Origin of the sequence: Actinoplanes sp. NPDC051861, from assembly GCF_040681145.1 — a bacterium.
GTDB lineage: Bacteria > Actinomycetota > Actinomycetes > Mycobacteriales > Micromonosporaceae > Actinoplanes.
The window spans coordinates 1-13,506 of sequence record NZ_JBFAYE010000021.1 but is presented as its reverse complement, the minus strand read 5'-3'; the positions used below and the strand labels follow the sequence as shown (position 1 = coordinate 13,506).

The following is a 13,506-nucleotide window of genomic DNA, read 5'->3' as shown; positions in this document are numbered from 1 at the left end:
GACATTGCCCATCGCAATGGGCAACAGTAAGGTGACCGTCACGGCCGGTGAGCAAGCCGTATGTGAGCGGCGGAGAGGTCGGCATAGGCATGACTGGGCGGCAGAGCCAATCTCCCCAGGCACGCGGGCGAGAGCTGGCGAAGCAGGGCAAGGCCCTGTTCTTCTCCTGTGGATCCGTCAAAGCGGCAGCTCACGAACTGATGAAGCGTAATCAGGATTTGCCCAGCATCCAGGCGTTCCGGTACGCGGCCGGTCTTTCACAGGACCAGGCGGCCACCCGCTACAACGAGGTCGCCGGTAATCAGACCACCCTCGGTGGCACCACGATCAACGCCTGGGAGAGCTGGGCAAGGGCACGCGGTAGTACTGGGGCCGGCTCTCCGCCGTCATTCGCGAGCCTGCTCATCCTGGCTACCGCGTACGGACGTGGACCGCACGGCGCGGCTGACGAGGTCATTTTCCCCGGCGACCTGGTTCAGGAGGCGTACGAGAAGCTTGCTCCGGAAGACCAGTTGGCGTTGAAGACGACCGCCGACCGCTTCTCCGCTACGGCGACAAGCGACTCCCTCCAGGTGCGGAGCGCGGTGGTCGGCGGATCACCCGACGTGGATAACATCATCGGGCCGGACTTCAACCTTGTCGTACCCACGATCGACAACGGAAATCCGGCCATCTGCTCGTTCTCGCTGCCCAACCCCAACCCAGGGCACTTGCTTGACCTGACCTGGAACACCTTCGGATTCGGTGTCCAGCGGCTGATGCGGCAGATCAAGAGCCTCGGGCGACGGCTCGATGCGGACATCTGCTTCGGAATCAACGAGGCTGGCTTGGTCATGGCGACCTTCCTCGCGTCGGCCCAGTTCAATCGCTGCGCGATCGGGTACCTCAGGTGCAACCGCGTCCGGAACGAGATCACCTTCGCGGCGGAGTCCCACTACCCCGCGTCGGTGGATGCGCCGGTCATCGTGATCTGCGACTTCGAGGTCAAGCACGCCGACGTCGTAGGGCTTGTGGCCCGCGAGCTACGCGAGCGGTACCCCGGGGCGGAGCTGTACTTCGCGGTGTTCGGCGCCATGACCAAGGGTGATTCCTTGGAGGTCGAGAGCTTCGACGACCTCACCGGCGCCACAATCATGCAGGCGGCGAAGTTCGAGGCGGTCTTCATCGCAGCAACGATGAGCCCTCCGGGTATAGAACCGCCGTTGGAGCTTCGCTAGCAGACGGGAGAAACACCGATGGAGAAGACCCACGACATCCCCGAACTCGCCGCCCGGATCGCCGAGACCGTACGCGGAGTGATGCTGGACCTGCGTCCCCGGCTCATCGAGGCAGCGCTGACCGGCCAGCGTGGCGAGAGCGAGAACCTGCGCCACGAGGACAACTTCCTGTCCGAGTACGACCTATGGATGCACCGTCGCTACCGCGAACTGCTCACCCCGATCCTCGGTTCGTTCGTCTACGCCTCCGAGGAAGCCGAACCGGAGGTCATCGGCGACAACCCCGATCCCGACCTCTGTGTCCTAGTTGATCCCCTCGATACCAGCGAACTGGCCGTGCGCGGCCTGCTCGGCTACACGCACGTCATGGTCCACTCCCGCGCCGCCGCCCAGCCCGTCATTGCGGTCGTCGGCGACATCTTCCACCACCTCCAGCTCTACGTCGGTGCCCGCGACGACCACGGCACCGACCGCGCCTTCGTCATCACCGCCGACTCCCAGGCGTACGAGCTGCAACAGCACACCAAGAAGCCGCTCTCCGAGTCGTTGGTCACCAACTTCCTGATGCGACCCGGCGAACGGTTCGTTCCGCTCTCCCAGAAGACCCAGCTCCTCCAGGCGCTCGACACACCCGGCAATGACGGCAAGAGCCGTGGACGGATCGGCGTGGACTTCGGCTCCGTCAGCCTTTGCCACGTCGCCGCCGGTATGACCGAAGCCGTCATCGAGTTCGCCAAGGGCTTCGCCGTCTGGGACCTAGCCCCTGGCCACTACATCCTGCACGCCTCCGGCGGCACCGTGCTTGACCTAGACGGCAAGCCTGTGCCGCTCGACTACCACTTCGACTCGTTCGCCGAGGTAGCCAAGGCAATGGACCGCCGCCAGCGATTCGTAGCAGCCGGGAGCATCGACCTCGCCCAAGAGATCGTGGAAAGCCTCCGATAGACACGGCGAGGCAAGCCGATTCCGCAGGTCAACGGGCGATTGGTGGCGTCACAGACGACTTCTAAACCGTGGCAGTTTTAGAGCTGCTATCACCCGGCGGTCCCGCCTCGAAGCCCGAGGGGGTCATGCCCCCACCCATGGCAGGGTCGTGCTCCGCCCGAGTGAACGGCGGTTCGCTGTGTGACCGGGTGTGCCACGGGGCACCCGACCCGCGACGAAGGGATCGAGAGCGCTCGCAGGCAGCGCGAGCTTGAACCACTGCATCGCTGGCCTGCCTACAGAGATCGCGGCTGGCCGAGAGCAGTTCCGAGGTCTCGGCCCGCAGCTCGGCGACGCCCACGCGATGAAGACGCTTGTCTCGCATGCGCACGGCTTCCCCTGGCGCGGCTGGTTCAAACGGCCCTGATTGAGGGGACGCGGTACGCACCCGAAGCCGGAGCGTGCGCCATCGACATGGGCGAAAGAGGCGCCTGAGCTGCACGGTAAGCTGGTGATCCCGACAGGTTGCCGGGGTCACCAGCACGCCACGCCGATACCGTCATCGTTCCCGGAATAGTTACCGGAGATGACCATGATTCGTGGTTGAGGCGGGTGATCACCGATGATCGCCGCATCCTCGCGAAGCCCCGTACGGCCTGCTCAGGATGATGATCGATGGTCTCTCGGCGGCCCCCATGATCACCCGCCCCTTTACTCCTTAGGTTCAGGGTTCGAGTCCCTGGCGGCCCACAACTCGTTGACCTGCAAATCCGTGTAGGTCAACTGATGCATTGCGCAAATCGCGTGCCTGTTGTTTAGTCCGAGCTATAGTCGGGTCATGCCTGAGGGTTCACCGCGTCGATGGTCGATCAAGACCACCGGGGACGTGCGGGAATGGCTGCGAGCGCTGCGGCAGTCCGACCCGGACGTCTACCGTTCGGTGAACGTCGCCATCGACATGCTCGCCGAGGTCGGGCCAGGTCTTGGACGGCCACTGGTCGACACGTTGCAGGGATCGAGCGTCGCCAACCTCAAGGAACTGCGGCCGAGGTCGGGCCGGGACGTCGCGATCCGGGTGTTGTTCGTGTTCGATCCCTGGTCGCAGGCGGTGCTGCTGGTGGCTGGGAATAAGGCCGGCGGTTGGAGTCGGTGGTATCGGACGGCGATTCCGGTCGCCGAGACCGCGTACGACGGTTGGCTCGCTGCGGAAAGAAAGCGGAGGGAGAACTCATGAGCGAGTTCCACGACTGGGAGGACCTCCGTGCGGAGCTGCACGACGGGGACGACGAAGCCATCGAGCGGGAGCGTGCCCGGACCGAGGCCTGGGTTGGTGCGTTTCATCTGGCTGAGGAGCGAAAGCGTCTGGGGTTGACGCAGAAGCAGGTGGCGGAGCTCATGGGCGTTTCGCCGGGACGCGTGAGCCAGATCGAGAACGGCGATCTGGACGTCAACGAGGTGGCGACACTGAGCCGGTATGCCCGGGCGCTGGGTGCGCGGATGCGGATCATCTTCGACTACGGCAGCGACCTCCGGCAGATCGCCTGAAGTCGACAGTTCAGTACCCTCCCCAAGCCTGGGTGTGCCGCCAGAGTCGATGCGGCACACCCAACTGCCTAGGCGGCTGACCTGAGTGTGCGTTCAGGGCGTTCGGAAGTAGGCGGTCCGGCCGATTCGATAGCGACTGTGGCAAGCTGAGCAAGTGCTTCCGACAGCCGGATTGCCTCGGGCAACGTGAGGTAGACGCCGTGAGAGTCGTCTTTGTGCAGGGAGAGTCGCGGCTCTTGTTCGCGGTAGTGCTGCCATAGGCTCAGCCGCAGTTCCGAAGGACCGGATCCGGTGAACCGCTCGGTCGACAGCGTCACCGATTCCTCGTCGGTGAAATGAGAGCGGTCGTCATACATCTGGCCGTCCGAGTGCTGCTCGGCACACCACTGCGGGCACGGAGCCTCCTGCCAGAACGGGCGCCCTCCAGTTCCCGTACGGAAGCGCCCAACGTGCAGCGCGGCTCCAGCCTTGAATCCTTGAGTGAAACGGTCGTCCGAGTCCATCTGTTGACTCCTCTCCTGTTGCGAACACTGAACTCAACGAGACGGGTCAAGGCGACGCGCCGGGTGGAATGATTCGGCTACGCGACACCAGCGCGGTCGGAATTGTCCCCGGTCGCGTTGAAGAGGAGGTACCGCTGGCTGTCCGAGATGGACGGCGAGGCCCTTATGGCCGGTCATCGGGCCGTTCACATGCCCTTGAGCTGGTCAAGCGTCCCGCCAACGGGCCGCTCGGAATGACTATGGGTTGGTTCGCATGGTGCAACGTCCGGCCCACTCGTATCTGCCTGGGGCGGCCCCCAGACCCCACGTCGCGGTGGGTGTGCTGGATGCGTCGTTCCAGGTCTGGCGGAGTTGTCTGAGAGCCGTCTACGCTCGCGGACACCCCGCGAGCGGGGGCTTTGCGCCCCGTTACGAGGCGACGCGATCGCGGATGCTGTCGAGCACCGCCTCCGCTGCCCAGGCAGCGGCGTCGGCGATGTCTCGCTGGTCCATACCGAACTCGCGGTGGAACGTCACCCAGGTTCCGGCGGAGTCGAGGTGTGACAGCGCCGCGATTATCGCCCTGCGCTCCGCGGTGTCGAGGGACAGCACCTCGGCGTCCAGCAGCCGCTCGAGTTGCGCCCGGCCGGGTGACGGCGCCGCGCCGCTCACGCCGCGCATCGCGGTCTCGGCGACGACGTGCGCCAGCTCCGGCCGTTCGCCGTACCGATGCATTGCATCCCTGATCGCGAGGGGGATGTCGAAGATCGAGTGTGATTCCTCGCGGACGAACAGCGTCGCCTCGATCCAGGCCGCGGTCGCCAGCAGCAGATCGACGCGGGTGGGATAGTTGCGGAACACCGTGCGCTCGGCGATGCCGGCCCGGCGCGCGATGACCCGGTACGACACGTCGTCGCTGCCGAGCTCCTCGATCAGTTCGGCGTAGGCGGCGAGGATCGCCGCTTGCGTGCCGGTCAGCGCCGGGGCCGCCGGCTCGGTCACGGTTTCACCCACGTCGCGTCCGGCAGCCTCGCGAGCACGGTGCTCACCACCCGGTCGAACGCGTCGCAGATCTCGTCGGCATCCAGGTCGAAGCTGACGCGCAGCCGCGCCCAGAACATCGCCGACGAGAAGTAGCGCAGCGATGCCGCGACCCGCTGCCGGTCCCGCCCGTTGAGCGTCGGCGCCGCCACCTCGAGCATCGCCTCGATCGCTCGCGTGATGTAGGCGGGCTCGATGTCGATCGTCGGCGAGATCGCGGACGCCCGCGCCCCGACGTACGCATAGGCCGGCAGCGTGTCGAAGGCGCGGAAGCGCTCGTGCGCGGCGGCACGGAAGTCGGAGACGGTCACGAACGGCGGCAGCGGGAAGCTGGTTTGCTCGATCCAGTTCGAGAGCGCGGCGAGCAGGTGCGCGCGCGTGGGGTACTGACGGTAGATCGTGCGCTCCGAGATGCCGACCTCGTCGGCGAGGGCACGGTAGGAGATGTCGTCGAACGTGCACTCCCGCAGGAGCACCGCGGCGCTCGCGAGAATCGCGGTCGCGGTGTCGACCGGCTCCTCCATCAAGTCTCCCCCCGTCGTTGGGATGCCCTGCGGGCGGCCGCCCGGCGCGGGGGGCCGGCGGCTTCCGGGGGGAGCACGTAGTGGTCGGAATCGTCGAGCGTGAGCGCCAGCGACGAGACGTACTGCACCTCGCCGTGCGGTCCCCTCTCAGCCGAGGCCAGCATATCCGGCCGCTCGAACATGTAACCGGTGACGTGACAGCGGAGCCGCTCGCCCGAGGGGTTGCCGTTGTCGTCGAACCGGGGTGAGTCGATTCCGTCGGAGCGGCGGCGCAGGTAGTAGCGGCCGCGCGTCGCGACGGCCACGGCCGGCGTCGCCACGACCGCGACGCCGATCGCGATGAGCACCGAGAACGGCTTGACCGCGGCGCCGAACACCCCGGCGAACGCGAGCAGCGACAGCACCGAGGCGAGCCCCACCGAGACGGGCCCGACCGGGTTCCAGTCGTGCAGCATGCCGCGGCGGAACTCGGGGAAACGCGGCGAGATGCGCAGCACCCACTTGTTTATCGCGATGTCGGTGGCGATTGTCACGAGCCATGCCATGACGACGTTCGCGTAGAGGCTCAGCACGAAGGAGATGAGGGTGAAGACGTCCAGCATCATGAGCACGTAGGCGATCACGAGGTTGAACAGCACGAAGATGGTGCGACCCGGGTAGTGCTTCGCCACCCGGGTGAAGACGTTCGACCACGCGAGCGAGCCCGAGTACGCGTTCGTCACGTTGATCTTCACCTGCGCGACCACGATGAGCACCAGGGCGAGGACGATCGCGAGCCAGTCGGGGAGCAGGGTCTGGTACATCACGACGAACTGCTTTGCTGGTTCGGCCGCCTCGCGCCCGAGGGTGGGTTCGACCTTCACGAGGAGATAGACGGCGAGAAACACCCCGATCACCTGCTTGGTGCCGCTGAAGACGACCCAGCCCGGGCCGGCGAACGCGAACGACGTCCACCACGAGCGGGTGTTCGACGGTGTTCGCGGCGGCATGGCACGGATGTAGTCGATCTGCTCCGCGAGCTGCGGGGTAAGTGCGAAGCACACCGCGGCACTCGAGACGACGGCGCCGAAGCTGATCGAACCGTCGGAGTCGCCGGTGAACGACGTGAAGGCGCGAACCGCCTCGGGGTCGGAGACGACGATCCACAGCAGCGGCAGCAGGGCGAGGGCGAGCCACAGGGGCGTGGTCCAGAACTGCAGCCGTTCCAGCGCACGCATGCCGTAGATGACGATCGGGATCACGACGACCGTCGAGATGAGATAACCGAGCCACAGCGGCATCCCCGTCGCCAGTTGCAGGCCCTGCGCCATGATGGCGCCCTCCAGGGCGAAGAAGATGCAGGTGAAGCCCGCGAAGATCACCGTCGTGATGATGGAGCCGTAGTAGCCGAATCCCGCGCCGCGGGCGATCAGGTCGAGGTCGAGGTTGAAGCGGGCGGCGTAGTAGGCGACGGGCACCCCGACGATGAGGATGATGACCGACGCGAACACGATGCCGAGCACGGCGTTGGAGGTGCCGTGGTCGATGCCGATGCTCGCGCCGATCGAGAAGTCGGCGAGGAACGCGATGGATCCGAGGGCGGTCGCGCCGACGGAGGCCGCGCTCCATCGCCGGAAGGTCCGCGGCACATAGCGGAAGGCATAGTCCTCGAGGCTGTCCTCTGCGGCCGCGCGCGCGTTGTCCGTCGACACAGTGGCATCCCCTAAGGCACCTTGCGTTGGGGCATCCTCCCGATCTGCTGTTACGACGGCATTGCGGACGTGGGTCATGTCGGCTCAGATCGCCATGGCGGCTCGCACGGTGGAGGTGGCTGCCATGCCACCCACCCCGGTCTGGGTGACGAAGCCCGAGGCGAGGACGACGTAACGCTCGGCGGCCTCGAGGGCGAAGCCGATGTGCTGCTCGACGAGAAGCACGTTGATGCCCTCCTCGGCGAGCTGCACGATGGTCTGCTCGATCTCGGCGACGATCGTGGGCTGGATGCCCTCGGTCGGTTCGTCGAGGATGAGCAGTTTCGGCTGGGTGATGAGGGCGCGGGCGATCGCGAGCTGCTGGCGCTGCCCGCCGGAGAGCAGGCCGGCCTTCCGGGTGGCGAACTGCTCCAGCGCCGGGAAGCGAGCCATCTGCGCTTCGATGAGAGCCTTGCCGTTGCGGCGCCCGTCCGCGACGAGCTGCAGATTCTCCAGCGTCGTGAGCTGGCCGAACGATTGCTGGCCCTGCGGGACGTACGCCATACCGCGCGCGACGCGCTGGTTGGGGGCGAGCGAGGTGACGTCCTCGCCGTCGAACACCACGCGGCCCTTCGACGGCTTGACGAGCCCGATCGCGAGGCGCAGCAGGGTCGTCTTGCCGGCGCCGTTGTGGCCGAGCACGGCCACCACCCGGCCGGCCGGCACCGTCACACCGTGCAGTACCCGCGTACGCCCGTACCCGGCCTCGATGTCGGTGAGCTCCAGCATGTCAGTCCTCCGTGCCTCTCTGCGTCGCGGCAACCGGTTCGGGCACTGCCGACATGGCGGCCGTGGTAGCGGCGCCCGCGGTGCCGAGATAGACCTCCTGCACCTTGGGATCGGCCTGAACCTCGGCCACCGTGCCCTGCGAGAGCACCTTGCCTTGGTGCAGCACGGTCACGCGGGTGGCGAAGCGGCGCATGAAGTCCATGTCATGCTCGACCACGAGCACGATCCGCTTCGCCGCGATGCGCTGCAGAAGCTCACCGGTCGCGGTTCGCTCGTCCTGGCTCATGCCGGCGACGGGCTCGTCGAGCAGCAGCACCTTCGCGTCCTGCACGAGCAGCATCGCGATCTCCAGCCACTGCTTCTGCCCGTGCGACAGGATGCCGGCCGGCGTGCCGAGCTCGCCGCTGAGCCCGGTCTCCTCCAGCGCCTGCTCGATCGACGGGTCGACGCCACGCCGGGCCCGCAGCAGCGAGAACGGCGAACGGTGACGCCCGGCGGCGATGTCGAGGTTCTGCAGCACGGTGAGCTCGTCGAAGACGCTCGCGGTCTGGAACGTGCGGCCGACCCCGAGCCGGACGATCTTGTGCACCTGACTGCCGAGCAGTTCCTTCTCGCCGAGCCTCGCCGATCCGGTGCCCTTGACCAGCCCGGTGATGGCGTCGATGCAGGTCGTCTTGCCGGCGCCGTTCGGGCCGATGAGGAACCGGACCTCGCCGGGGTGCGCGTCGAAGGAGACGCCGCCGACGGCGACGAAGCCCGAGAACTCGACGCGGAGATCGGTGACGACGAGTGAAGCGTCGGTCATGACCGCACCTCTTCGAGCTCTGCGGCGACGATCGCCGGGGTCGGGGGCTGTTCGTCCGGCTTCCGGCGGGCAGCGGCGAACCGGGCGGGCAGCGACGACAGCCCGTTCGGCAGGAAGAGGACGACGACGATGAACAGCAGACCGAGGATGTAGGTCCAGCCATCGGGCCAGGTCGAGCCGAGGCTCGACTGCCCCCATCCGACAGCGATCGCGCCGAGCGCGGGGCCGAAGAGGGACGCACGGCCGCCGAAGGCGACACCCGCGATCATCAGGATCGAGGCGGCGGCGCCGATCTCGGCGGGGGTGATGATGCCGACGATGGGTACGAACAACGCGCCACCGATGCTCGCCATCAGCGCGGAGACGATGAAAGCGACGAGCTTGACGTTCGCCGGGTCGTAACCGAGAAAGCGCACCCGCTCCTCGGCGTCCCGGGTGGCGACGAGGAGCTCACCGAAGCGGCTGCGGTAGAGCTGCCACACCGCGAGCAGGCAAACGATGAGCAGCGTGGCCGCGATGAGGAACACCATGACCTTGTTCGCCGGGTCGTTCAGCACGAAGCCGAAGAAGTACTTGAAGTCGCTGAGCCCGGTGTCGCCGCCGGTCTCGCGGATCGTGGAACTGATCAGCGTGGCCAGCGCGACGGCGAGCGCCTGCGTCAGGATCGCGAAGTACGCGCCCTTCACGCGGCGTTTGAACAGCGCGTAACCGAGGGCGCCGGCCACGATCACGGGCAGCAGCACGATCGCCAGCAGGGTCACCGTCCCGCTGCGGAACGGCTCCCAGAACATCGGGAGTGGCGCGAGCGGGTCGTAGAGCACCATGAACCCGGGAACCCGGTCACCCGAGGTCTCCAGCGTGAGGTGCATCGCCATCGAGTAGGCGCCGAGGGCGAAGAACACGCCCTGCCCCATCACGAGCATCCCGCCCCGGCCCCACGCCAGGCCGATGCCGACCGCGGCGATGGCCCAGCAGCAGTACTTGCCGAGATTGTTGAGCCAGTGATCGGTGAGCATGAGAGGAGCCACCGCGAGGAGCAGGACGGCGAACACCCCGATGCCGCTGAGGGAAAGCCATGACTTCATCTTGGTCATGCCAGACTCCTGGTTCGCACCGTGAACAGGCCCTGCGGGCGCAGCTGCAGGAAGACGATCACGAGGATGAAGGCCAGCACCTGCGCCAGGCTGCCGGTCGTCCAGTAGGCGAAGTACGCGAGGGCGACACCCACCGCCCACGCGGCGACGATGGTGCCCTTGAGCTGGCCGATGCCACCGGCCGCGACAACGAGGAAGGCCGGGATGATGTACTGCGCGCCCATCTGGGAGTTCGTGCCGCCGATGAGTGACGCCGCCACGCCGGCGACCCCGGCCAGGCCCGACCCGACGAAGAAGGTGAGGCGGTCGACCGTGCGTGTGGAGATCCCCGCGGTCTCGGCGAGGTCCCGGTTGTGCACCGTCGCCCGGATGCGGCGGCCGAACGAGGAGTACTTGAGCCAGGATGCCAGCAGGGCGACGCATACGGTCGCGAGCACGATGGTGAACACCTGCCGCAGCGGCCAGGCGTAACCGAGGATGCTCAGCTGCCCGTCGAGCCAACTGGGCTTCTCCACCGGGACGCCCTGGGACGGGAAGATCTGCAGCGCCGCCTGCTGAAGGATCAGGCTGACACCGACCGTGACGAGCAGGGTGTCGAGCGGCCTGCGGTACATCCACTGGATGATGGTGACCTCCAGCAGGAGGCCGAACAGGCCGGCGACGACGAACGCGACCGGCAGCGCGACCGGGATCGACAGGTTGCTGGCGTCGATGACCTGCTGGACGAGGTAGGCGGCGAAGGCGCCGAGCATGAGGAACTCGCCGTGGGCCATGTTGATCACGCCCATCTGGCCGAAGGTGAGCGAGAGGCCCAGCGCGGCGAGCAGGAGCAGCGCACCCTGTGCGCTGCCGTTAAGCAGTGGGGCGATCAGTGCGTCCACGTGCTCTCTCCCTGTAGCGGGTTGATGTTCTCTCAAGGTGCGGGGTCGCGTGCCGCGGGCGGCACGCGACCCCCGGGCGGTCAGCCCGCTGCGTCCACCAGCTGCTTGCGGATGTCGGCCGGGAACCAGTCGTAGCCCTCGAGGTAGGGGTCGGGCTCGATGAACTTGTCGGAGGCCCAGACCACGTCGAACTGGTTGTCCTTGTTGATCTGGCCGATGTGGCCCGGCTTGGAGATGTGGTGGTTCTCGCCGTCGAGCGTGACGGTGCCCTCCGGCGCGTCGAACGTGATCTTGTTCGCCTTCGCCGCGGCGTTCACCTTGTCGACGTCGAACGAGCCGGCCGCCTCGACGAGCGCCTTGTAGATGTACATCGAGATGTAGGCGGCCTCCATCGGGTCGGAGGTGACGCCGCTGCTGTTGGGGTAGGCCTTCCAGCTCTCGATGAACTTCGGGTTGGTGGGGGTGTCGAGCGACTGGAAGTAGTTCCAGGACGCGTAGTTGCCGGTGACCTCGTGGCCCATCGCCGGCGCCTCCTCCTCGGCGATCGACACCGAGATGATCGGCGTGGTCGCGGGGGTGAGGCCGGCGTCGTAGTACGCCTTGACGAAGCCGACGTTCGACGAGCCGTTGATGGTGTTGAAGACGAAGTCGGGCTTGGCCGCCACGATCTTCGCCACCTGGCTGGTCCAGTCGTCCTTGTCGAGCGGGACGTACTCCTCGCCGACGATCTCGATGCCGAGCTTGGCCGCGTACAGCTTGATGATCGCGTTCGCGGTTCGCGGGAAGACGTAGTCGCTGCCGGCCAGGAACAGCTTCTTCACGCCCTTGGAGGCGAGGAAGTCCATCGCCGGGATGATCTGCTGGTTGGTGGTCGCGCCGGTGTAGTAGATGTTCGGCGACGACTCGAGGCCCTCGTACTGCACCGGGTAGAAGAAGAGGCCGTTGAGCTTCTCGACGACCGGCTTCACGGCCTTGCGTGAGGATGAGGTCCAACCGCCGAAGATCGCGGCCACGCAGTCCTGAGTGAGCAGCTTCTCGGTCTTCTCCGCGAAGGTCGGCCAGTCGGTGGCGCCGTCCTCCTGGACGTACTCGATCTTCTTGCCGAGGATGCCGCCGCTGGCGTTGATCTCGTCGGCGGCCATGTGCAGCACATTGGAGACGGTCTTCTCGGAGATCGCCATGCCGCCGGTAAGGGAATTGAGGAAGCCGAGCTTGACGGTGCTTCCGGACGTGTCGACGCAGCTGGCCGCCGGTGACGACCCGGCGCTGGACGTGTCGTCACCGGCCCGGGCGCCACAGCCGGCGAGCACGAGGGCCATGGCCGTACCGAGGGCACCCGTCGCCATGAGCGCGCGCATCCGCTTGCTGGAGTTGGACATATGTGGGAACTCCGTTCCTGGTGAAGGGGGCGATCGTGCGGAGGAAATGTTCAGGGCGAGCCGCCGTTGTCCCGGACTCCCCACCCGGTGCCGTCGGCAGTCGCTAGTGAGAGCAGACTGGCTGCAAGTCATTACTCTGACATTTCCTGACTGTTCCAACTCTGTAGCCGCCACATCGGCCAAGTTGAGTTCTCCCTGGAAAAGCACGGAGACCTGCAAGTCTTCGATGTCATAGTTCTGCCATACCTGGAGAGGGTGCGACTTGCATGGCACAGTCCTGACATCGCGGAAGCGGCAAAGCCGGGCTTTGACGTCGCCTCGGTCCTGGGTCGTCAGCGGCTGGTCACTGGGTCCGTTGGAAGGCGTCGAGGCGATCGCGGATCTCGGCGCTCATGTCCACGAACAGCAGGCGCACGTCGCCGAGTTCGTCGCTGCCGCGCACGTGACAGTTGATGTCCGCGGCGCCGTCCGGCAGGAGCATTTCGAGGGCGACCAGCTGGCCGGGGGCCAGGCCGTCGACCAGGTCGATCAGCGCCTCCTCGCCGAGGTCGTCGACGTCGAGATCAACGATGACGCGCGCACCGCCCAGCGACAGGTCGATCGCCAGGCCGGGGAACATCTGACCCGAGGGCAGAATCAGCACGACCGGCACCTGCACCGAAACGCGCCGGGAGCGGCGTCGATCGACGGCGCCCACGGTCGTGTCCACCCGCATGTACACACCGGGCATGCCGCCGGCGGGCGGCGGCACCACCGTGCCCACGACGCTGAAGCCGGTGCCGTTCTGCGTCCAGAGCAGGGCCACGTCGACACCGACCATCGCGAACCCGGTGAGGTTCAGCCGGAGCGTGCCGTCGCTTTCACGCGAGACTCGGCAGGCCCGGGCCGGACCACCGCCGAGCGACGCGCTGACGGTCGGGGCGGTCCACGGCTGCGGTTCCTCGGTGGTCTTGGCCATCATTGTCGGATCTTTCTGGGCGCACGAATCAGGGCCCGGTCGAATCCTCCCCCGCAAAAACGGTACCGTCGCGAACGGCCCTTCAGGCGCGAAGTTGCCCCGGAAATGCAGAAAGGCCCACCCCGGAGGGTGGGCCTTTCTGTTCACGTTGAGTCCGGCGGCGTCCTACTCTCCCACACCCTCCCGAGTGCAGTACC

At 66.7% G+C, this 13,506-nt stretch carries 14 protein-coding genes; 4 read left to right on the top strand and 10 right to left on the bottom strand.

The genetic code is table 11. From position 1 onward, the window contains the following. The first annotated feature begins 47 nt into the window (after positions 1–47). From AB0M02_RS36625 to AB0M02_RS36610, 4 genes are all read left to right on the top strand, one after another. Positions 48–1,217, top strand: coding sequence for a hypothetical protein (locus tag AB0M02_RS36625; RefSeq protein ID WP_364235639.1), 1,170 nt, complete (start codon positions 48–50; stop codon positions 1,215–1,217). An 18-nt stretch (positions 1,218–1,235) separates the two neighbouring features. Beyond that, positions 1,236–2,162 carry an inositol monophosphatase family protein gene (locus AB0M02_RS36620; protein WP_364235636.1) on the top strand — a complete coding sequence of 309 codons (927 nt, stop codon included), beginning with the start codon at positions 1,236–1,238 and terminating at the stop codon, positions 2,160–2,162. 817 nt (positions 2,163–2,979) lie between these two features. Continuing rightward, positions 2,980–3,375 (top strand): type II toxin-antitoxin system RelE/ParE family toxin, encoded by a 396-nt coding sequence (locus AB0M02_RS36615; RefSeq protein ID WP_364235633.1) that lies wholly within the window; start codon positions 2,980–2,982, stop codon positions 3,373–3,375. After that, positions 3,372–3,686 (top strand): helix-turn-helix transcriptional regulator, encoded by a 315-nt coding sequence (locus tag AB0M02_RS36610; RefSeq protein WP_317787984.1) that lies wholly within the window; start codon positions 3,372–3,374, stop codon positions 3,684–3,686. Before AB0M02_RS36615 ends, AB0M02_RS36610 begins: the two co-directional genes overlap by 4 nt. Before the next feature lie 68 nt (positions 3,687–3,754). Here AB0M02_RS36610 and AB0M02_RS36605 read toward each other — a convergent pair whose 3' ends face one another. From AB0M02_RS36605 to AB0M02_RS36560, 10 genes are all read right to left on the bottom strand, one after another. Then, complete coding sequence (locus AB0M02_RS36605; RefSeq protein ID WP_364235630.1) at positions 3,755–4,189, bottom strand: hypothetical protein; 435 nt, start codon at positions 4,187–4,189, stop codon at positions 3,755–3,757. Between the two features lie 408 nt (positions 4,190–4,597). Beyond that, positions 4,598–5,170, bottom strand: coding sequence for a TetR/AcrR family transcriptional regulator (locus tag AB0M02_RS36600; protein WP_364235628.1), 573 nt, complete (start codon positions 5,168–5,170; stop codon positions 4,598–4,600). Next, positions 5,167–5,733 (bottom strand): TetR/AcrR family transcriptional regulator, encoded by a 567-nt coding sequence (locus AB0M02_RS36595; protein ID WP_364235626.1) that lies wholly within the window; start codon positions 5,731–5,733, stop codon positions 5,167–5,169. The genes AB0M02_RS36600 and AB0M02_RS36595 overlap by 4 nt, the downstream gene beginning before the upstream one ends. Further along, positions 5,733–7,424, bottom strand: coding sequence for a hypothetical protein (locus AB0M02_RS36590; RefSeq protein ID WP_364235623.1), 1,692 nt, complete (start codon positions 7,422–7,424; stop codon positions 5,733–5,735). Before AB0M02_RS36590 ends, AB0M02_RS36595 begins: the two co-directional genes overlap by 1 nt. Before the next feature lie 84 nt (positions 7,425–7,508). Then, positions 7,509–8,192 (bottom strand): ATP-binding cassette domain-containing protein, encoded by a 684-nt coding sequence (locus AB0M02_RS36585; RefSeq protein WP_364235620.1) that lies wholly within the window; start codon positions 8,190–8,192, stop codon positions 7,509–7,511. 1 nt (position 8,193) lies between these two features. After that, positions 8,194–8,997, bottom strand: a complete 804-nt coding sequence (urtD, locus tag AB0M02_RS36580) for an urea ABC transporter ATP-binding protein UrtD (RefSeq protein WP_364235618.1) — start codon at positions 8,995–8,997, stop codon at positions 8,194–8,196. Continuing rightward, complete coding sequence (gene urtC, locus AB0M02_RS36575; protein WP_364235615.1) at positions 8,994–10,091, bottom strand: urea ABC transporter permease subunit UrtC; 1,098 nt, start codon at positions 10,089–10,091, stop codon at positions 8,994–8,996. The genes urtD and urtC overlap by 4 nt, the downstream gene beginning before the upstream one ends. Continuing rightward, the gene (gene urtB / locus AB0M02_RS36570; RefSeq protein ID WP_364235613.1) at positions 10,088–10,972 is read right to left on the bottom strand and encodes an urea ABC transporter permease subunit UrtB; all 885 of its coding nucleotides are present in this window, start codon (positions 10,970–10,972) and stop codon (positions 10,088–10,090) included. Before urtB ends, urtC begins: the two co-directional genes overlap by 4 nt. A gap of 80 nt (positions 10,973–11,052) precedes the next feature. Beyond that, positions 11,053–12,351 carry an urea ABC transporter substrate-binding protein gene (gene urtA, locus AB0M02_RS36565; protein ID WP_364235612.1) on the bottom strand — a complete coding sequence of 433 codons (1,299 nt, stop codon included), beginning with the start codon at positions 12,349–12,351 and terminating at the stop codon, positions 11,053–11,055. A gap of 343 nt (positions 12,352–12,694) precedes the next feature. Then, positions 12,695–13,312, bottom strand: coding sequence for a PilZ domain-containing protein (locus tag AB0M02_RS36560; RefSeq protein ID WP_364235610.1), 618 nt, complete (start codon positions 13,310–13,312; stop codon positions 12,695–12,697). Positions 13,313–13,506 lie beyond the last annotated feature (194 nt).